The organism is Streptomyces sp. NPDC126499, from assembly GCF_040302485.1.
Classification (GTDB): Bacteria; Actinomycetota; Actinomycetes; order Streptomycetales; family Streptomycetaceae; genus Streptomyces.
Genome location: NZ_JBEOUO010000015.1, coordinates 104518 through 122743, shown reverse-complemented (window position 1 = coordinate 122743; position 18226 = coordinate 104518). Strand labels below are relative to the sequence as shown.

At 73.8% G+C, this 18226-nt stretch carries 20 protein-coding genes; 9 read left to right on the top strand and 11 right to left on the bottom strand.

Annotated elements, in window-relative coordinates; all coding sequences use genetic code 11:
- Positions 1 to 39 precede the first annotated feature (39 nt).
- Positions 40 to 1185 carry a PP2C family protein-serine/threonine phosphatase gene (locus tag ABTZ91_RS22850; RefSeq protein ID WP_352079047.1) on the top strand — a complete coding sequence of 382 codons (1146 nt, stop codon included), beginning with the start codon at positions 40 to 42 and terminating at the stop codon, positions 1183 to 1185.
- 402 nt (positions 1186 to 1587) lie between these two features.
- On the opposite strand, the gene ABTZ91_RS22845 is transcribed toward ABTZ91_RS22850, so the two are convergent.
- The 4 genes from ABTZ91_RS22845 to ABTZ91_RS22830 all read right to left on the bottom strand — a co-directional run bounded on the left by ABTZ91_RS22845 (position 1588) and on the right by ABTZ91_RS22830 (position 5147).
- Positions 1588 to 2172: a nucleosidase gene (locus ABTZ91_RS22845; protein WP_352079046.1), complete on the bottom strand. Its 585-nt coding sequence runs from the start codon at positions 2170 to 2172 to the stop codon at positions 1588 to 1590.
- A 78-nt stretch (positions 2173 to 2250) separates the two neighbouring features.
- Positions 2251 to 3654, bottom strand: a complete 1404-nt coding sequence (locus ABTZ91_RS22840) for a VWA domain-containing protein (protein ID WP_352079045.1) — start codon at positions 3652 to 3654, stop codon at positions 2251 to 2253.
- Complete coding sequence (locus ABTZ91_RS22835) at positions 3651 to 4520, bottom strand: MoxR family ATPase (protein WP_352079044.1); 870 nt, start codon at positions 4518 to 4520, stop codon at positions 3651 to 3653. Before ABTZ91_RS22835 ends, ABTZ91_RS22840 begins: the two co-directional genes overlap by 4 nt.
- 105 nt (positions 4521 to 4625) lie before the next feature.
- Entirely contained in the window at positions 4626 to 5147 is a 522-nt protein-coding gene (locus ABTZ91_RS22830) for an SMI1/KNR4 family protein (protein ID WP_407078012.1), read from the bottom strand.
- A 321-nt stretch (positions 5148 to 5468) separates the two neighbouring features.
- Between ABTZ91_RS22830 and ABTZ91_RS22825 the strand changes: the two genes are divergently transcribed.
- Positions 5469 to 5846: a luciferase family protein gene (locus ABTZ91_RS22825; RefSeq protein WP_352079042.1), complete on the top strand. Its 378-nt coding sequence runs from the start codon at positions 5469 to 5471 to the stop codon at positions 5844 to 5846.
- Between the two features lie 22 nt (positions 5847 to 5868).
- On the opposite strand, the gene ABTZ91_RS22820 is transcribed toward ABTZ91_RS22825, so the two are convergent.
- Positions 5869 to 6357: a PaaI family thioesterase gene (locus tag ABTZ91_RS22820; RefSeq protein ID WP_352079041.1), complete on the bottom strand. Its 489-nt coding sequence runs from the start codon at positions 6355 to 6357 to the stop codon at positions 5869 to 5871.
- Positions 6358 to 6469: 112 nt separating this feature from the next.
- Here ABTZ91_RS22820 and ABTZ91_RS22815 point away from each other — a divergent pair, with 112 nt between their 5' ends.
- Both ABTZ91_RS22815 and ABTZ91_RS22810 read left to right on the top strand, forming a co-directional pair.
- Positions 6470 to 6952, top strand: a complete 483-nt coding sequence (locus tag ABTZ91_RS22815; protein ID WP_352079040.1) for a helix-turn-helix domain-containing protein — start codon at positions 6470 to 6472, stop codon at positions 6950 to 6952.
- A gap of 72 nt (positions 6953 to 7024) precedes the next feature.
- On the top strand, positions 7025 to 7915 hold the full coding sequence (locus ABTZ91_RS22810; protein WP_352079039.1) for a YhjD/YihY/BrkB family envelope integrity protein: 891 nt from the start codon (positions 7025 to 7027) through the stop codon (positions 7913 to 7915).
- Positions 7916 to 7964: 49 nt separating this feature from the next.
- Here the strand turns inward: ABTZ91_RS22810 and ABTZ91_RS22805 are convergent, their stop codons facing one another.
- Positions 7965 to 8489, bottom strand: a complete 525-nt coding sequence (locus ABTZ91_RS22805) for a hypothetical protein (protein ID WP_352079038.1) — start codon at positions 8487 to 8489, stop codon at positions 7965 to 7967.
- A 193-nt stretch (positions 8490 to 8682) separates the two neighbouring features.
- Here ABTZ91_RS22805 and ABTZ91_RS22800 point away from each other — a divergent pair, with 193 nt between their 5' ends.
- Both ABTZ91_RS22800 and ABTZ91_RS22795 read left to right on the top strand, forming a co-directional pair.
- Positions 8683 to 8904: a hypothetical protein gene (locus tag ABTZ91_RS22800; protein WP_352079037.1), complete on the top strand. Its 222-nt coding sequence runs from the start codon at positions 8683 to 8685 to the stop codon at positions 8902 to 8904.
- Positions 8905 to 9001: 97 nt separating this feature from the next.
- Complete coding sequence (locus tag ABTZ91_RS22795) at positions 9002 to 9502, top strand: peptidylprolyl isomerase (protein WP_352079036.1); 501 nt, start codon at positions 9002 to 9004, stop codon at positions 9500 to 9502.
- A gap of 86 nt (positions 9503 to 9588) precedes the next feature.
- Here ABTZ91_RS22795 and ABTZ91_RS22790 read toward each other — a convergent pair whose 3' ends face one another.
- The 3 genes from ABTZ91_RS22790 to ABTZ91_RS22780 all read right to left on the bottom strand — a co-directional run bounded on the left by ABTZ91_RS22790 (position 9589) and on the right by ABTZ91_RS22780 (position 13345).
- Positions 9589 to 10350, bottom strand: coding sequence for an alpha/beta fold hydrolase (locus ABTZ91_RS22790; RefSeq protein ID WP_352079035.1), 762 nt, complete (start codon positions 10348 to 10350; stop codon positions 9589 to 9591).
- 87 nt (positions 10351 to 10437) lie between these two features.
- Positions 10438 to 10692 carry a type B 50S ribosomal protein L31 gene (locus ABTZ91_RS22785; protein ID WP_352079034.1) on the bottom strand — a complete coding sequence of 85 codons (255 nt, stop codon included), beginning with the start codon at positions 10690 to 10692 and terminating at the stop codon, positions 10438 to 10440.
- 112 nt (positions 10693 to 10804) lie between these two features.
- The gene (locus ABTZ91_RS22780; protein ID WP_407078008.1) at positions 10805 to 13345 is read right to left on the bottom strand and encodes a SpoIIE family protein phosphatase; all 2541 of its coding nucleotides are present in this window, start codon (positions 13343 to 13345) and stop codon (positions 10805 to 10807) included.
- A gap of 173 nt (positions 13346 to 13518) precedes the next feature.
- On the opposite strand from ABTZ91_RS22780, the gene ABTZ91_RS22775 reads away from it, so the two are divergent.
- From ABTZ91_RS22775 to ABTZ91_RS22765, 3 genes are all read left to right on the top strand, one after another.
- A complete protein-coding gene (locus tag ABTZ91_RS22775; RefSeq protein ID WP_352079032.1) occupies positions 13519 to 14283 on the top strand; it encodes an alpha/beta hydrolase in 765 nt (254 codons plus the stop codon).
- A 169-nt stretch (positions 14284 to 14452) separates the two neighbouring features.
- Positions 14453 to 14701 carry a hypothetical protein gene (locus ABTZ91_RS22770; protein ID WP_352079031.1) on the top strand — a complete coding sequence of 83 codons (249 nt, stop codon included), beginning with the start codon at positions 14453 to 14455 and terminating at the stop codon, positions 14699 to 14701.
- A 177-nt stretch (positions 14702 to 14878) separates the two neighbouring features.
- Positions 14879 to 16540, top strand: coding sequence for a GMC oxidoreductase (locus ABTZ91_RS22765; protein WP_352079030.1), 1662 nt, complete (start codon positions 14879 to 14881; stop codon positions 16538 to 16540).
- 115 nt (positions 16541 to 16655) lie between these two features.
- On the opposite strand, the gene ABTZ91_RS22760 is transcribed toward ABTZ91_RS22765, so the two are convergent.
- Together ABTZ91_RS22760 and ABTZ91_RS22755 are read right to left on the bottom strand one after the other, a co-directional pair.
- Positions 16656 to 17135, bottom strand: a complete 480-nt coding sequence (locus tag ABTZ91_RS22760; RefSeq protein WP_352079029.1) for a carboxymuconolactone decarboxylase family protein — start codon at positions 17133 to 17135, stop codon at positions 16656 to 16658.
- Positions 17132 to 18211 carry a dihydrodipicolinate reductase gene (locus ABTZ91_RS22755; protein ID WP_352079028.1) on the bottom strand — a complete coding sequence of 360 codons (1080 nt, stop codon included), beginning with the start codon at positions 18209 to 18211 and terminating at the stop codon, positions 17132 to 17134. Before ABTZ91_RS22755 ends, ABTZ91_RS22760 begins: the two co-directional genes overlap by 4 nt.
- Between the last annotated feature and the right edge of the window lie 15 nt (positions 18212 to 18226).

The window sequence follows — 18226 nt, the reverse complement described above, 5'->3', positions numbered from 1 at the left end:
CGCCCGGGGTCCGCCCCACCCCGTACGTACGATCACGAAATGCCCACCGGTGGTTCCCGCCTCCCCGCCGCGACGGGGACGCGCGCCCAGTTCAACCTCGGCCTCGCGCTGCCCTTCCTCGCGCTCGTCCTCGTGGTGGTGGCCGACCTCATCACCTCGGAGGGGCAGCACTTCGACCGGCTCCTCGTCATCGGGCCCGCCCTCGCCGCCATCACCTGGAGCGTCCGCGGCACCCTCGCCGTCGGCCTGCTGGCGATCGGGCTGCGGCTCCTGCTCGCCGCGGCGCAGGGCGACCCCGCCCAGGACACCGTCGCCGCCGAGCTCGTGCTCGCCGCCGTCACCGCGGCCGCCCTCTGGGTCAGCCAGGTCCGCACCCGCTACGAGCGCGACCTGCGCGAGGTCACCGCCGTCGCCGAAGTGGTCCAGCGGGTGCTGCTGCGCCCGCTGCCACCCCGGCTCGGCGGCGTCGACCTCCACCTCCTGTACGTCTCCGCGGCCGCCAAGGCCCGCATCGGCGGTGACTTCTACGAGGCCGTACGGATCCCCGGCGCCGTGCGCGTGATGCTCGGCGACGTCCAGGGCAAGGGCCTCGGCGCGGTCGAGACCGCCGCCGTGCTGCTCGGCTCCTACCGCGCCGCCGTCACCGAGGCCCCCGACCTCGCCGCCCTCGCCGACCGCCTCGAAGAGGGCCTGGAGCGGTACGGGGCCTGGGACCCCGACTCCGACGCCGCCGAGCGCTTCGCCACCGTCCTGCTCCTCGAACTGCCCGACGACCGGGACGCCGTACGGCTCCTCAGCTGCGGCCACCCCGCCCCGCTGCTCCAGCACGAGGGCCGGGTGCGCACCGTCCCGCTCACCGACCCCTCCCTGCCGCTCAACCTCGCCGGACTGTGTGCCTCCCGGCACCACGTCGAGGAGGTGCCCTTCCGCCCCGGGGACCGGCTCCTGCTGTTCACCGACGGGGTGAGCGAGACCCGCGACCGGACCGGCGCGTTCTACCCCCTGGAGGAGCGGATGCTCGGCTGGGCCGGGGAACCCGGCGACCGGGTCCTGCCGCTGCTCCACCGCGACCTGGCCGCCTATGGGGTGAACGGTCTCGACGACGACGTGGCCGCCCTGCTCGTCGTACGACCACCGGAACCGGCCGCCGCGCGCGAGCCGGCCGCTCCGGCACCCCGGACGTAGGGCACCCGGCCCGTTCCACACATGCGAAACCGGGCAACCGGTGTCGCTCCTGCTCCGGTTGCAGGAGGCGTACGCCTGGCTGGCGGGAGTGCCGGTTGCCCGGGGCGGGGCGCGGGTGCGGGGCTCACGGGCCCGCGGGTCCCAAGGGCGCCGTGGGCTCCGTGGGCTCCGTGGGCTCCGTGGGGAGCGTGCCGGTACCCCGCTCCGGCGGACGCGCGCCCTGGGCCACGGGGCGGCCGGCTACGGGAACGGGCCTGGCAGACGGGCCCCGGGGAGGAGCCCCGTCGGACGGGCCGTGGGACCGGCCTGGCAGACGGGCCCTGGGGCCCCCGAGGGGACGGGCCCGGCAGGAAGGCCCGGTAGGACGGGCCCCGTCGGACGGGCCCGAGGGGCGGACCCGGCTCAGCCGCGGTAGGGCGTGTTCGCCTCGGCCCAGTCGGCCAGGGCCCGAGCGCACTCCGCGACGGACTCGCGCCAGCTGCGGGCCGCGCCCTCGCCGGCCTCGTCGCTCACGTGCTTCACCATCCGCAGCGGCACCCCGGCGAGCGCCGCCGCGGTCGCCAGCGCGTATCCCTCCATGTCGACCAGCGGGGCCCGCAGCGCCAGCCGCTCCCGGGCCGCCTCGTCCGCGATGAACGCGTCACCGGTCGCGAGGACCACGTCGCCGCCGTCCGGCAGGGTGAGCGGCGCCCCGTACGTCTCGCCGGTGAGGGTGGCGAGCAGTTCGCCGTCCAGGTCGTGCTGGAGCACCGTGCCGACCACATGGGTGCCCGTCCAGCCGGGGCGCAGCGCGCCCGCCGTGCCCAGGTTGACGACCTCGGAAGGGCGCGGCCCGCGGGCGAGGGCCGTGGCGAGCGCGGTCGCCGCGTTGACCTTGCCCATGCCGGTCAGCAGCACCGGCAGGTCGGTGTCGAGGTGCTGCGCCTCTTCCTTGACCGCGAGGACGAGCAGGGGACGGCCGGCCGTGATCTCACCCAGAAGTTCCATGCGGGCCACGCTACCCGGTGCGCCAGGGGCCACCCGGCTGAGGAGGCCATGATCGACAAGGCACCCGCCGGGAGTCCGTCAGACCGGGAGCAGCCGGCCGATCAGCTCGGCGAGCTGCCGCGCGTTGCGGCAGGGCCGCATGTCCACCAGCTCCGCGTAGGCGTGGGCGACCGAATCGCCGGTGGACCACAGCGCGGGCTGTTCCGGGTTGAGCCAGTACACCCGGCGGGCCCGGTCCGCGACACGCTTCAGCGCCGCCGGGTTCGGGTCGCTGTGGTTCGTGCGGGCGTCGCCGAGCACGAACACGACGGTCCGCGGGCCCAGCGCGTCGGCATACCGTTCGGCGAACTCGCCGAGCGCCGTCCCGTAGTCGCTCTGCCCGTGCCAGCCGGTGAGCGTCGCCTCGGCGAGGATCCGCTCGCCGAGCCCCGCCGGATCGGCCCCGCCGCGGGCCACCAGATGCGTCACCTCGTCGACCCGGTTGACGAAGGCGAACACCCGCACCCGGCTGAACTGATCGTGCAGTGCCCGCACCAGCAGCATCGTGAACTGGGCGAAGCCCGCCACCGAGCCCGACACGTCGCACAGCAGCACCAGCTCCGGCCGTCCCGGCCGGCGCCGCCGCAGCACCGGCCGCACCGGCACGCCCCCGGTCGACAGCGAACGCCGCAGGGTGCGCCGAAGGTCGATCTCCCCGCGCGCGGCCCGGCGGCGGCGTGCGGCGAGCCGGGTCGCGAGCAGGCGGGCGAGGGGCCGCACCGTACGCCGGAGCTCGTCCAGCTGCGCCCGCCCGGCCAGAAGGAAGTCCACCCGGTCCGGGGTCGCGGCGACGGCGCGCCGGGCCACCCGGTCACGGCCCTGCCGCTCGGCGACCCGGCGGCGCGCCTCGGTCCGCACCCGTTCCCGGAAGTCCTCGATGCGCCGCCGTATCCCGTCGTCCGTCAGCCGGTCGGTGAACTCCGGCTCCGACCCGGCGCCGCCCTCCCGCAGCATCGCGCGGACCCGGGCGAGCAGCGTCTCCGGCCGGAGCCGGGACAGCGTCCGGTACGAGGACCAGCCGTCGGACCCGGGCGAGGCGCCGTAGCCACCGAGCGCGCCCACGGCCTCGCCCGCCAGCAGGTTCAGGGCGGCGCCGTCGCCCGCGGCGAGCGCGACCGCCAGCCGGTCGCGGAGCCGGGCGAGCTCGGCCGCCGGATCCGCCGCCGGATCCTCGCCCGGCCGCGGCCCCGGCTCCTGTGGCCGCCCCTCGCCGAGCGGGAAGTAGAGGTCGAAGACCCGGTCGAACACGCGTCGCTGCGCCTCGCCGTGCAGGAGGGTCGCGGCGAGCGCCTCGCGCATCCGCTCCCGGTCGTCGAAGCCGACGGCCTCCAGGGCGAGGCCGGCGTCCACGGTCTCGCCCGTGCCGATGCCCAGGCCGTGCGCCCGCAGGGCCCCGACCAGGCCGGTGATCCGGTCCGCGACCCCGTCTGGCGCCGCGGTCACACCGCGTCCAGGTCGAGCTTGGCCGAGGCCGTCACGATGTCCTCCTGGTGCTTGAGGATGACACCGAGGCTGTCGCGCACGACCTCCTCGGAGAGCGTGCCGGCGCCGAGCGCGAGGAGCGTGCGGGCCCAGTCGACGGTCTCCGCGACCGAGGGTGCCTTCCGCAGGTCCATCGCGCGCAGCGCGCCGACGACCCGCACCACCGACGCCGCCAGCGCCTCGTCGATGCCCGGCACCTTGCTCCGTACGATCCGGCGCTCCAGATCCTCGTCGGGGAAACCGATGTGGAGAAAGAGACACCGGCGGCGCAGCGCCTCGGACAGCTCGCGGCTCGCGTTGGAGGTGAGCACGACGAAGGGGCGGCGGGTGGCGGTGATGGTCCCGAGCTCGGGCACCGTCACCTGGAAGTCGCTCAGCACCTCCAGGAGCAGCCCCTCGACCTCCACGTCGGCCTTGTCGGTCTCGTCGACGAGCAGCACGGTCGGCTCGTCGGAGCGGATCGCGGTCAGCAGCGGGCGGGAGAGCAGGAACTCCTCGCCGAAGATGTCGGTGCGGGTCTCGTCCCAGCTCTCGTCCCGGCCCGCGGTGATCCGCAGCAGCTGCTTGGCGTGGTTCCACTCGTACAGCGCGCGGGCCTCGTCGACGCCCTCGTAGCACTGGAGCCGCACCAGCCGTGCCCCCGCGACCTCGGCGACCGCCTTGGCCAGCTCCGTCTTGCCCACGCCCGCCGGTCCCTCGACGAGCAGCGGCTTGCCGAGGCGGTCGGCGAGGAACACCGTGGTGGCGACGGCGGGCGAGGCCAGATAGCCGGTGCCGGCGAGCCGCGCGGCGACCTCGTCCACGGAGCTGAAGTACCCGGTCGTCATGGCCGTCCCCCCGAGTTCCATGTGTTACCCGTCAGTAGGGGCAGCCTACCGACCGGTACGCCGCCCTGCCACGGTTCCGTGTGACCGCCCTCGCGCGGGACGCCCTCAGCGGCACATCTCCCACATCTCGTCCTCGAAGCCGGGGAACTCGGCCGCGGCGGCCGCCACGATCTCCGCCGCCGGGCGGCGCGAGGCCGCGCCGCCATGCCGCTCGGCGATGGCGGCGAGCTCGGCGCTGGGGCGCGGGGACCGCTCCTGGGACCAGACGAAGTCCAGCGGGCCGAAACCCTCGGCGAGCAGCCACAGGAACCCCGAGAGGTCCTGGGAGAGCACCCGCACCTCGCCCTCCGACCCGAGGAACACCACCGGCTGCTCCACCAGGGGCCGTCCCGGGCGGACCCGCCGGAAGGCGACCTGGCCGCCGGTGCCGTCCATGCCGAAGGGGAGGAACGCGTCGCCGTCGAGCTCCTGGTTGCCCGTCCATGCCCGTATCCACTCGGTGGTCTCCTCGGCGCTCGGGAAAGCGGCGTACGGCTCGTAGTCGGCGCCGTCACCGCCGTCGAAGGCGAAGGGAATCGCGGCCACCGCGACAAGGGCCTCGGGGAAGGTACGGTCGTCAGAATCGATCACGCGGAAACCGTAACGCCGCCCACTGACAACGCCCCCTGACCAGGGGTGCCGCGCGCGGGGCGGGCGGAGCGCTGATGGAACGACCACGCCGTACGGCTCGCCGAGCCGCGAGTTCCGGCCGGATCAGGGCCGGAGGCGGTCGTCGACGAGGTGCTGCGGCGGCTCGACGCGCACACGGCGGAGGACGACGTCGCCGTGCCGGCCGCGCGCGTCCGTGAACGCCCCGTGAGCCGAGGCTCATCGACGATTTCCGGCCTCGGCGGGATTCTTTCGCCAGGACGCTTGTGCAGGTCCCCCAGGAGCGGCAGGCTCCTCGGTATGAACACAGCCAGGCACGCCAGTGAACGCCTGATGAGCTGGCCCTCGCTGATCGCCGACCGCGCGGCCTGCGGCGCCGAGCTCGGACTGCGCACCGCGACGCAGCAGATCGTGCACTTCCACGGCGAACACGAAGCCGACGTCCACCTCACCCGCGCCATGATCGCCCGGCTGCGGCCCGCCCTCCTCGGCTCGAGCGCGCTGCGACTGCGCGCCGGTTCCGGCTGGGTGACGGTCCGTCTGGACACGGGCTCGGACATCGACCTGCTGGCGACCCTGGTCAGTGCCGCCCTCCAGGCCACCGGCGAGCCCTACCCCGCCGGCGACCAGGCCCCCGACCACTGCACCCGCACCGGCCGCCCCTTCGCCTGCTCCTGAACGGCTTCCCGCACCCGCCCGGTCAGGCCGCCGGGAACAGCATGCAGGTGCTGGTCGCGTGGCCGAGCAGCCGGTCCTGGGCGTCGTACAGACCCGCCTCGGCCATGGCCGTACGGCGTCCCCGGCTCAGGACCGTTCCGATCGCGCGGACCTTGCCCGTCTCCAGGGTGATCGGGCGGAGGAAGCGCGTCGACAGATCCAGCGAGGTGTACGCCATGCCCTGCGGCAGGGTCGAGTGCACCGCGCACCCGGCCGCCGAGTCGAGCAGCGTCGCGTACATCCCGCCGTGCACGCTGCCGATGGGGTTGTAGTGCTCCTCTCCCGGCTCGAAGACGAACACGGCCCGGCCGTCCTCCACCTCCTCCAGCGTGAAGCCGAGCAGGGCGCCGATGGGGGCGCCGGGCAGCCGGCCCGCGGCGATCTCGCGGAGGAAGTCCAGACCCGCCATCGTTCCCGCCGCGCCGGCGGTGGCCGCCGCGTCCTGCCAGTGCACCGTCCGTGACCGCTCCATCGCCGCTTCCCTCCGCCCGGGGCCCGCGCCCCTCGATCTGACTTCGAAGATCGAAGCTAGAGGGCTCGTCGGCTGACTGTCAACGCCGAAGTCAGCTGGCTACAGTGGGACGATGCAGCTGACGCAGTACCTGGAGACGGACACCGAGAACTGCCCGGTCCGCCGCACGCTCGACGTGGTGGGCGAGAAGTGGTCCCTGCTGATCCTGCGGGACGCCTTCAACGGGGTGCGCCGCTACGACGACTTCCGGCGCCACCTCGGACTCTCCGAGGCCGTCCTCGCCGACCGGCTGCGCAAACTCGTCGCCGCCGGCGTCCTGTGCGTCGAGCCCTATCGCGAACCCGGCGCCCGCACCCGCTCGCAGTACCGCCTCACCCCCAAGGGCCGCGACCTCTGGCCCGTCCTCCTCGCCCTCAAGCAGTGGGGCGACACGCACGCCGCGGATCCGGCCGGCACCCCGCTCGACATCCGCCACGAGCACTGCGGCGCCCCGGTCCGGGTCGAGGTCGTCTGCGGCGGCGAGGACCACACGACCCTGACCCCGTACGAGGTCACCGTCCGCCCGGGCCCCGGTGCCAGGCCCCGCGCGCACTGACGCGGCCCGCCCCCGCACCCGTTCGGCCGCACGCCGGACGCAATCGGCCCACCGGCGGGTACTCGACGAGGCATGCCCCCCACTTCCGGTGCGCCGCACGACGGTGCCCCCGCCGAGCACGGACACTGGTTCCACCGGCTCCACACGCGCCTCATGTCCTCACCGGTCGGACTCACCTGGAACCGGGGGCGCGAGATGGAACTCATGCACCGCGCCATGGGGTTCGCCGCCCTCAGCCTGCTCACCCTCGTGCCCCTCCTCATCGTGGTCGCCGCCGCCGACCTCGCCAGCGGCCAGGGCTTCGCCCGCTGGCTCGTGCAGGGCCTCGGCGTCTCCCAGGTCTCCCAGGAGGAGGTCGAGCAGCTCTTCGGGAAGCCGGGACAGGCCCTGCAGCGCACGACCGCCTTCGGTCTCGCCGCGCTCGCCGCCTTCGGCGTCACCTTCGGGTCGGCCGTGCAGACCGGCTACGAGCGCGTCTGGGACCTGCCCACCGCGCGCTGGCACACCATGTGGCGGCACGTCGTCTGGCTCGCCGTCCTCGTCGCGGCCCTCCTGCTCTTCGTCGCCACGACCGCCCCCGGGCGCTTGTCGCCCGGCCTCACCGTCCTCGTCGCGCTCGGCGACGTCACCGGCACCTTCCTGTTCTTCTGGTGGTCGCAACGCTTCCTGCTCTGCGGCCGCATCCGCTGGCGCGCCCTGCTGCCCGGCTCGCTGCTCACCGCCGTCGGGCTGCTCGGCCTGCGGATCTTCTCCCAGTTCGTCTTCTCCCCGCTCATCGCCTCCAACGCCGTCACCTACGGCCAGTTCGGCACCGTCCTCGTCCTGCAGTCCTGGCTCGTCGGTGTCGGCTTCGTCGTCTACGGCGCCGCCCTGGTCGGGCGGCTCGTCCACGAACGACTCGTCCTGCGCCGGCTCGACCGCGCACCCTGGGAAGCCGGGCCGCCGGCCACCGGCCCGCACTGACGGGGCGGTGGCCGCCGCGAGGACGGTCACCGCCCCGTGGGCGGACGGATCACCCGCGGCAGACGGGCGCGGGACGGGCGACATCGAGCACGAAGCGCTCGGGCTGGTGCAGGACGAAGGTCTTGTAGACGGGCTTGGTGGCGAAGGCGGCTCCGACGGTGACCACGCCCTCGAAGTCGCCGGTGAGGGCGACGCCCTTGAGCGCGGGAAGGTGGATCTTGAGCAGCCGGGGTCCCTGGTAGACGGACTTGCCGGCCTCGTTGTGGGCCACGGCGGGGGAGAGCCGGATCTCCAGGAAGTACTTCCCGGCGAGCGGCACCTTGTTGCCCGAGCCGTCGTAGCGCAGCTCCTTCACCGGCTCGACGCTCACCGGGGGCATCGTGCCCCGGACGTCGATCACGAGCCGGTCGAAGGTGGAGTGGCCGCCCCACCGGACGTCGACGACCTGGGCCATGGCCGGGGCGGTCGTCGTACGGGAGGCAGTGGCCGTGGCGCCCGCGGGGACCGTGGCGCCGATCCCGGCGGTGAGAAGGATGCCCGCGGCCGCGGCCGCGAGGGTCTGGCGATGGAACATGGCGTCCCCCGGACTCGTTCTGTGATGGGGACAGGGGTGTCACTGGGAGAGACATCCGCCTCGACCGGATGGTTCCGCCCGAAATGCTCCCTTATGGGAAATTCCGGAGCCGCTTCATCATGCGCCGGGTGAGGGGACGGAATCGGTGCCGCCGACGCCGTAACCTCGCGGCCCCTCGGTAGTTGACCAGGGCATGAAGAAGCGCAGCATGCTCGCCATCGCCTCCCTCGCCGCAGGCGTCGTCACCGCCCTCGTCAGCCCGCCCCAGGACGCCTCCGCCGCCGAGTCCGGCGGCCCCGCCGGCGGAGTCACCGGCCTCCTCCAGGAGGACCAGGGCGTCGGCTCCCTCGTGGGCGAGACCGTCGAGGGCGCCGGTGGCGGCCTCCAGGCCCCGCAGGCCGGCGGACTCCTCTGACCCTCCGCTCCCCGCCCGTGCCCCGTACGGCCCCCTCCCCAGGCGTGCGGGGCACGCCCGTGTGCGAGCGGTCCGCGGGGAATGACAGGATGTCCCCATGAGCAACAGCAACGTCTACTTCGACATCACCATCGACGGCGCAGAGGCCGGCCGGATCGAGTTCAAGCTCTTCGACGACGTCGTCCCGAAGACCGCCCGCAACTTCCGCGAGCTCGCCACCGGCCAGAACGGCTTCGGCTACGCCGGCTCCCCGTTCCACCGCGTCATCCCGGAGTTCATGCTCCAGGGCGGTGACTTCACCAACGAGAACGGCACCGGCGGCAAGAGCATCTACGGCGAGAAGTTCGAGGACGAGAACTTCCAGCTGAAGCACGACCGCCCGTACCTGCTCTCGATGGCGAACGCGGGCCGCAACACCAACGGCTCCCAGTTCTTCATCACCACCATCGTCACCAGCTGGCTCGACGGCAAGCACGTCGTCTTCGGCGAGGTCGTCAAGGGCCAGGACGTCGTCGACCGGATCGAGAAGCTGGGCTCCCCCTCCGGCCGCACCAAGGCCGACATCCGCGTCGCCAAGTCCGGCGTCGTCGAGGCCTGATCCGCCCGTACGGCCCGCGCCGAACACCGCCCTCCGCCCCCGGCCGCACCACCGGCCCGGGGGCGGCGGCACGGCCGGGGCCCGGCTCAGGCCAGGGCGCGGGCGAGGGCCCGGGCGAAGCCGTCCGGGTTGTCGATCGTCATGTTGTGCCCGGCGGCCGGGACCTCGAACACCGGTATGCCCTGGGCCGCCACCTTCTCGGCGTCGGCGTCCGGGAGGCTGAACTCGCCCACCAGGAAGGCCCGCGGCCGCTGGAGGGCGAACAACAGCTCCGCCGCAGCCGGGACCGAACCCTCCACCAGCGCCACCGCGCTGCGGTGCACGGCCAGCGGATCGGCGAGCCGCAGCCGCGCCGCGTAGTCCGCGCGGTCCTGACCGGCGACCATGGCAGCGAAGCCCTCCCGTACGAAGGAATCCTCGTCCTGGGCGGCGACGGGAGAGGAGAACGCGCCTCCGCCCGCGTACAGATTGGGCTCGGCCACCACCAGACGGTCCACCAGGTCCGGCCGCGAGGCGGCCAGATGGATCGCGACCGCCCCGCCCATCGAATGCCCGACCAGCTCGACCCCGGACAACCCCTCGTGATCGAGGATCCGGGCCACCGCCGCAGCCTGCGACTCCATGCGGTAGTCGAAGGAGCGCGGCCGGTCGCTCAGACCGAAGCCCAGCAGGTCGACGAGGAGCGAACGCCGTCCGGCGAGCTCCGGACGCACCGCGACGTGCGCGAAGTCGGACGCACCGGTGCAGCCCAGACCGTGCACGTACACCCGCGCGGGCCCCGTCGCCCCGCCCGGCAGATCGATCCACCGGACACACCCCCGCGCCTCCGCCAGAAACAGCTCCCGCACGACCGCTCGCCTCCCGTGACACCCCGTGAGACCGGCTCCCCACCGGTCCCGATCACCCTACGAGGCACCACTGACAACGCCCCCCCGCTACGAACCCCCGCCCTCGCCGTAGCGCCGCTCGAACTTCGCGATCCGGCCCTCGCTGTCGACCGTCCGCGCCTTGCCCGTGTAGAACGGGTGGCTCTCCGAGGAGATCTCGACGTCCACCACCGGATAGGTGTTGCCGTCGTCCCACTCGATGGTCTGGTCACTGCTCGCCGTGGACCGGGTCAGAAACGCGAACCCGGCCGACCGGTCGCGGAACACCACGGGCCCGTAGTCCGGCTGCTTGTCCTGCTGCACATGTCCTCCTCGGACGGCCTGCCAGTCTTCCCCCGGTGCGACCAGCCTCCCCGCGCGCCGCCCCCACGACCAGCGCCGCACACCCACCCGGGTGACGCCACCCCGCCCTGCGTCACGCCCGGTGCCCGCGCGTCCCCCACCGGGCCGCCAGGAGGAGCGCGATGTCGTCCGGCCGGTCCGTCGACTGACGGGCCTCGCGGATCAGCCGGTCGGCGGTCTCCGGCAGCGGCGCCGAGCCGGTGGCGGCCAGGGCGCGGCGCAGCCGCTCGACGCCCTCGTCGATGTCCGTGCCGGGCCGTTCCACCAGACCGTCCGTGAACAGGGCGAGCACCTCGCCCGGCCCGAGCCGCAGCCGGGTCACCGGATACGTGGCGCCGGCGTCCACCCCGAGCACCACCCCGCCCGCGAGGTCCACCCCGACGGTCGAGCCGTCCGTCCTGCGCAGCAGCGGCTGCGGATGGCCGGCCCGCGCCGCCCACGCCACACCCGTCTCCGGATCGAGGACGACATAGCAGCAGCTCGCGAACTGCCCCGGATCCAGGTCGATCAGCAGCCGGTTGGTGCCCCGCACCACCTCCTCGGGCGCGTGCCCGCCCAGCGCGAAGGCCCGCACCGCGCTGCGCAGCTGGCCCATGGTCGCCGCCGCGGCCACCCCGTGCCCCTGCACGTCCCCGATGACGAGGGCCAGCCGGCCGTGGTCCGTCTCGATCACGTCGTACCAGTCGCCGCCCACGTCCATGCCCTGGGTGCCCGGCAGATAGCGGCCGACCGTCTCCACACCCTCGTGCACCGGCAGCCGGTGGGGGAGCAGCGCGTCCTGCAGCCCCCGGGCGAGCGCCGACTCGGAGTCGTAGCGCTGCGCCCGCTCCAGCGCCTGGGCGATCAGGCCCGCGAGCGCGGTGAGCACCGTGCGCTCCTCCGGGGTGAAGCCGCGCGGCCCGTCGAAACCGAGGATGCACGAGCCCACCGGCCGGCCCGAGGCGATCAGCGGCAGGAACGCCCGCGCCCCCCTGTGCGCGTCCAGCGGCAGCCCCGGATACGCGGCGCCGAGCTGGTCCATCGACTCGAAGAACAACGGCCGGCCCGACGTCAGCGTCTCCACACCGGGCAGCCGCGCGTCCAGGCCGACCCCGTCGAAGGGCTCCAGGAAGCCCGGCGGGAAACCCGTCTCCCACGCCAGGTACAGATGCCGTTCGCTCAGCAGATAGATCGCCAGCTGCCGGCCGCCGAAGGCCGGCAGCAGCTCCTCGGTGACCACCGCCGACACCTGGCGCGCCGTCACCGCCTCCGACAGGGCGATGGCGAGGGCCACCGGACGGTACAGCGCCGCGGCCCTGCCCTCCGGCGAGGACAGCCCGTCGGCCTCGTCGGCCCGCGTCACGCTCCCGGCGCCGGGCGGCCGGCCCGCCGGGTCGTCCTCCGGGACGAGCACCAGGGTCACCCCGTCCTGCCCCGGATACAGGGACACCGACAGCCACGCGCCGTGCCCCGGATGGGCCAGGAAGTGGATCGGCTCGTCGGACAGCAGCGCCCCGCGCAACTGTTCCTCGTGATAGGGGTGGGTGAACCAGGGCAGGGCCTCCCACAGGGGCCGTCCGGCCAGTGTGTCGCGCGGCAGGCCGAGCAGCGACTCCGAACGCGCGTTGACGTACGTGATCCGCCCGAGCCGGTCGATGGCCAGGATCGCGCGGGGCAGCCGGTCGGTGGCGTCGGAGCCGAGGAGACCGGTGCCGAGGTCGACCAGGGAGCCGGTCAGCACGTTCCCGTTCTGCCCGTGCGCGACCGGGCGGGCCGTCACCTCGAGCAGGTGCAGGCCGCCGTCCGGCCCCTTCAGCCTGATCCTGCGCGCGGCCGGGCCGCCCGAGCCCGCCGCCTGCCGGGCCAGCGCCCACAGGGCGTAGGTGTCCTCGGGCACGAGCCGGGCGGTCAGCGCCTCGACGGTCCACGGGGACGGCGCGTCCTCCCCGAGGATCGCCCGCAGACCGGCGTCGGCCGTGACGGTGCCGGTGTCCAGGTTCCAGTCGAAATAGCCGATCCGCACGGGGGGACCGGTCCGCACGGGCAGCTGCACGGCGACCGGCTCGGCCGGCCACTCCACCCTCGTCCCGTGCGCGGCCAGGTCGTCGAGGGCGACGCCCAGCCGGCGGGCCTCCGCCAGCATGCGGCCGCGGTCCCGGGCGTCGACCGGTATCCCCGGCGTCGGCGTCCGCAGCACCACAAGCACGCCGTAGCGCTCGCGGCCGCGGACCACGGGCGTGTACAGGGAGGCGAAGGGGAAGGGCAGGCTCGCCACGAGCTGGGGAAAGAGCCGCATGGCCTCCTCGACGTCCCCGAGGTGCACCGGCTGCCCCGACCGGTGGGCCTCCGCCACCGGGAAGGGCCGGTTCTCGTGCATCCGCCACCAGGGACGGAACAGGGAGGAGGGCAGGCCCGCGAGCACGGCGAGCCGCAGCAGCCCCGGCGTACCGGAGCGCAGGTAGATTCCGCCCGCGTAACCGCCGGCCGCCTCGACCGCCCGCAGCACGGACTCCGCGAGCACCACCGGCAGCGCGTCCGCCGTCGGCACGTCCCCCGGCGGCACGTCGGCACCGGCACCCCGCCGGCGCCCGGACGAGGCCGACGGGGCGGGGCCTGCCGCGCCGTACGAGGTCACACAGCCAGCATGCTCCCGCCCGGAAGGGCCACGCATCCCGAATGCGCGCGCGTGCGCACAGGTGAACCACCCCTCGGAGGCATTGACCCCGCTCAGCGCCGCTCGCGAGACTCGGTCGTCGGCTGCCGCGCCCCGTGCGCGGTCCACCCACCACCTCGCGACCAGGGGGCTTGATGACGGGCCGGGTTCTTCCGTACGACGTGGAGGGCAGCGGTCCGCACCGCGCCCTGGTACTGCACAACTGGTTCGGCGACCGCACCAGCTTCGCGGCGCTGCGGGAACACCTCGACAAGGACACCGGGTCCTACGCCTTCCTCGACTGCCGCGGTTACGGCGAGGCGATGGACGCCGACGGCGCGTACACCATGGAGGAGGTCGCGGCGGACGCCCTCGCCGTCGCCGACGACCTCGGCTGGGACGACTTCTGTGTGGTCGGCCACTCCATGGGCGGCAAGGCGGCCCAGCTGATGCTGCTCGACGCGCCCGGGCGGGTGCGCTCGATCATCGGCATCTCGCCGGTGTCCGCGGCCGGCTTCCCCCTCGACGCGGAGACCTGGGAACTCTTCGCCGGAGCCGCCGAGAACCCGGCCAACCGCCGGGCCATCATCGACAACACCACCGGCGGACGCCACGGCGACGCCTGGCTCTCCGGCCTCGTGGACCGCTCGCTGCGGCGCTCCTCGGCCACCGCCTTCCGCGCCTACCTGGACTCCTGGTCCCGCACCGACTTCCACGAGCGGGTCCGCGACAATCCCGCGCCCGTCCTCCTCGTCGTCGGCGCCCACGATCCGGCGCTCGGCGCGGAGACGATGGAGGCGACCTGGCTGCGCTGGTACCCCAACGCCCGGCTCACGGTCCTGCCCGACGCCGGGCACCACGCGCCAGAGGAGACCCCGAAGGACCTCGCCGAGGCCATCGAGGCGTTCCTGGCCGCCTGACGCGCGTCCGCCGCCGTACCCGGGGACACTGTCCGCAGAGGACGGACCGCGGTGGATCGGGTCCGGTCCGGGAACGGACCCCGGGCACGGACCCGGGTCCGGACCGCGGTGGACCGGGCCAGGTCGGCGAACGGATCCCGGGCACGGCGGTGGGGAGAGGCGGTGCGGCATGATCCTGGCCCTGACGGCGGCCGTCGCGGCGGCCCTGCTCGTCTGCCGCCTCGCCCTGCGCGAACGGCGCGCCCCCGGCGCCGCGCGCCGCGCCCTGTCCTTCATCCGCGACCGGCGTGCCCTCACCGCCGGTCTCCTCGTGGGACTCCTCCTCGCCGCCGTCGGCTGGCGCACGGCCGGTCCCGGAGCCGTGGCGTGGGCCGCACTCGCGGCCGTCCTGGTGGCCGGTCTGACGGCCACCGGCTGAGTCCCGCGCCCTCTGACCGCCCCCTGGCCACCGCTCTGACCGCGCTCTCCGGTCACCTTCTCCGGTGTGACCGCATCGGCTGGTTCCAGCCGTAAGTTACCCGGCGGTTTCGCGTGACTTCCCACGAACGCGCCAGTAGAACATGTTCCCGTTCCCTCGTGGAGTGAGGAACATCACATGCCTGACAGATCCCTTTCGGCCTCGGCTTCCCGCGGTCTGACCCGCCGTCGGTTCGTCACGGGAACCGGTTCTCTTCTGGGCGGTCTCGCGCTCGCCGGAACCCCCACTGCCGCAACTCACGCCACCGGCCGCGCCGACGTCACCGCCGCGCTCACGGCTCCGATCGCCCCCGGCGCCCACGTCCCCGTCCTCGTCGTCGGCACCGGATACGGCGGCTCCGTCGCAGCCTGCCGGCTCGCCCTCGCCGGCATCGACGTCCACATGGTCGAGATGGGCATGGCGTGGGACACCCCCGGATCCGACGGGAAGGTCTTCGCCAACACCACGAGACCCGACCACCGCTCCTTCTGGCTGCGCACCCGCACCAGGCAGCCGCTGAGCAACTTCCTCGGCTTCCCGCTCGACAAGGACGTCCCCCGCTACACCGGCATCCTGGACGCCGAGGACTTCGCCGGCATCACCGTCTACCAGGGCCGGGGCGTCGGCGGCGGTTCCCTCGTCAACGGCGGCATGGCCGTCACGCCCCGCCGCGAGCTCTTCCCCGCCATCCTCCCGACCGTCGACCCCGCCGAGATGTACGGCACCTACTACCCGCGCGCCCACGCGGGACTCGGCGTCACCTCCGTCGACCCGGCCTGGTGGGAGGCCGCCGACTGCTATCAGTACGCCCGGGTCGGCCGCAGGCACGCCGAACGGTCCGGTTTCCCCTTCGTCTTCGTCCCCAACGTCTACGACTGGGACTACATGAAGCGGGAGGCCGCCGGCAGCGTGCCCAGGTCCGCCCTGGAGGGCGAGGTCATCTACGGCAACAACCACGGCAAGAAGACCCTCCCGAAGACCTATCTCGCCCGTGCCGCCGCGACCGGCCGCCTCGCCGTCTCCCCGCTCCACAAGGTCACCGCCGTCCACCCGGCCCCGGGCGGCGGCTACACCGTCACCATGGAGCGGCTCGACACCACCGGCGTCACCGCCGAGACCAAGACCGTCACGGCCGACCGGGTCTTCTTCGCCGCCGGCAGTGTCGGCACCAGCAAGCTCCTCACCCGCCTCAAGGCCACCGGCGCGCTCCCCGCTCTCAGCGACCAGATCGGCAAGGGCTGGGGCGACAACGGCAACGTCATGTGCGGCCGCGCCAACCACATGTGGGACGCGACCGGAAAACTCCAGTCGGCCATGCCCACCGCCGGCATCGACAACTGGGACGCGGGCGGCGCCTTCGCCGAGGTCGCCCCGCTGCCCACCGGCATCGAGACCTACGCCTCCTTCTACCTCTCCATCACCAAGACCCCGCACCGGGCCGAGTTCCGTTGGAACCCCGCCACCGGAAACGTCGACCTCACCTGGGACCGCGCCTGGAAACAGGCCTCCATCGACGCGGCGAGGACCATCTTCGACAGGATCAACGCCAAGGAGGGCACGATCTACCGCACCGACCTCTTCGGCGGTCACAGGATCTGGGGCGACCATCTCACGTACCACCCGCTCGGCGGCGCGGTCCTCGGCCGCGCGACCGACAACCACGGCCGGCTGCACGGCTACGACGGCCTCTACGTCATCGACGGCGCCCTCATCCCGGGCAACACCACCGTGAACCCGTTCGTCACCATCACGGCCCTCGCCGAACGCAACATCGAGCACATCATCGCCACCGACCTGTGACGGCGGCGGCGGTACGGGCCGACGGGGCCGGCCGGACATCCCGGCGGCCCCGTCACGACCGCCTCGGTGCGTCGATCCCGTGCGTCGCCTCGGTGCGTCGCTCCCGGGCGTCGCCTCAGTGCGTCGGCAGCGCGCACACCGTGTCGAGCCCCAGCACCCGGTTGAGCCGCCCGAACGCCAGCCACGAACCCAGGCTCATCGTCAGCTCCACGATCTCCACCTGGCTGTACGCCGCCGTCATCCGCGCCCAGAACTCCTCGTCCAGGTTGTGGTGGTCCAGCGCGTACCGCTCCGCGTACTCCGCCGCGAGCCGGGTCCGCTCGTCGAAGGACTCCGTCGTCCGCCAGGCGAGCACCGCGTCCGCGAACCCTTCCTCGACCTTCTCCCCGTCCCGGTCCGTCCGCCAGTCCAGACAGAACCGGCACCCGTTGACCTGGGCGATCCGCAGCCGCGCCGCCTCGAACTCGCGCAGCCCGAGCGTCGTGTGGGAGTACACCGACAGCGAGAAGTCCGCCGCCGCCCTGCCGATCCCGGGCACCATGTCGCCCCACACGTAACCGATCGGCTCCTGGCCCTCGGGAATGTCGATGATCACCGCGGTCTCCTTCCCAGCTTCCCCACCGCCGGACGCAACGGCACGTCCAGCGCGTCGTAGAGTCCCGGCTCCGCCGCCACGAGCCAGTCGATCGCTCCCACGAGACGGCCCACGGCGGTCGCGTTGCCGCCCGCGGAGCGGTTCTCGCCCTCGTCCGTCGCCTCGACCGTGACCTCGATCCGCGGCCGGCCCTCCACGATCACCCGGTGCGCCCCCGAGCCGTTCGGCGGCACCGGCCAGTCCGGGGCGCAGTCCGGATGGATGCGGGTCACGTGCTCGATCACCAGCAGCGGCTCGCCGTCGACGACACCCTGCACCTCGAAGCGGACCGCGCCCTGGGTGCCGGCCGCGAACTCGCCCATCGTCCGGGTCCGCACCGTCGTCTCCAGCGGGCGCCGCACCAGCGTCTCGCGGATCCCGTCGAGCTCGACGCCGAGCGCCCGGGCCATCAGCCGCAGCTGACCGCCCCACACCGCCGTCGGCACCGACGGCAGCAGCATCGGCGGCTCGTACGTCATGGGCTGCCCCATGCCGACGAGGACGCGGACCGACTCCTCCTGCTCGTACGTCGAGTAGTCGAAGATCTCCTGGCAGCGGATCGCCTCCACCGTGCTGCCGAGCCCGCTCACGAGCAGCGGCAGCACGTCGTTGCCCCAGCCCGGGTCGACCCCCGAGGCGAAGAGGGAGCCGCCGCCCTCCCGCACCGCCGCCAGGACCGGCTCCCGGAACTCCGGCGGTGCGCCGCGCTGGTCGTACAGCGGGTACAGCGCGGGCGTCACGACCACCGCCCCGGCCCGTACCGCCCGCACCACGTCGGCGAGCGCCTCGGCGGGGCGCAGGTCCCCGGACGCCGCGTACACCACGGCGCCCGGCCGCCGCGCGAGCACCGCCGCCACATCGTCCCGCGCCGCGACCCCGAGCCGGCGCCCGAGGCCGGCGAGCTCGCCCGCGTCCCGGCCGACCTTGGCCGGGTTCGCGACGAGGACGGCCGAGAGTTCGAGCGTCGGGTGGGCGTTGACGGCCCGGATGGCCGCGCGCCCGACATTTCCGGTCCCCCACACCACGGTCGGAATCATGCGCGGAGGGTAGCG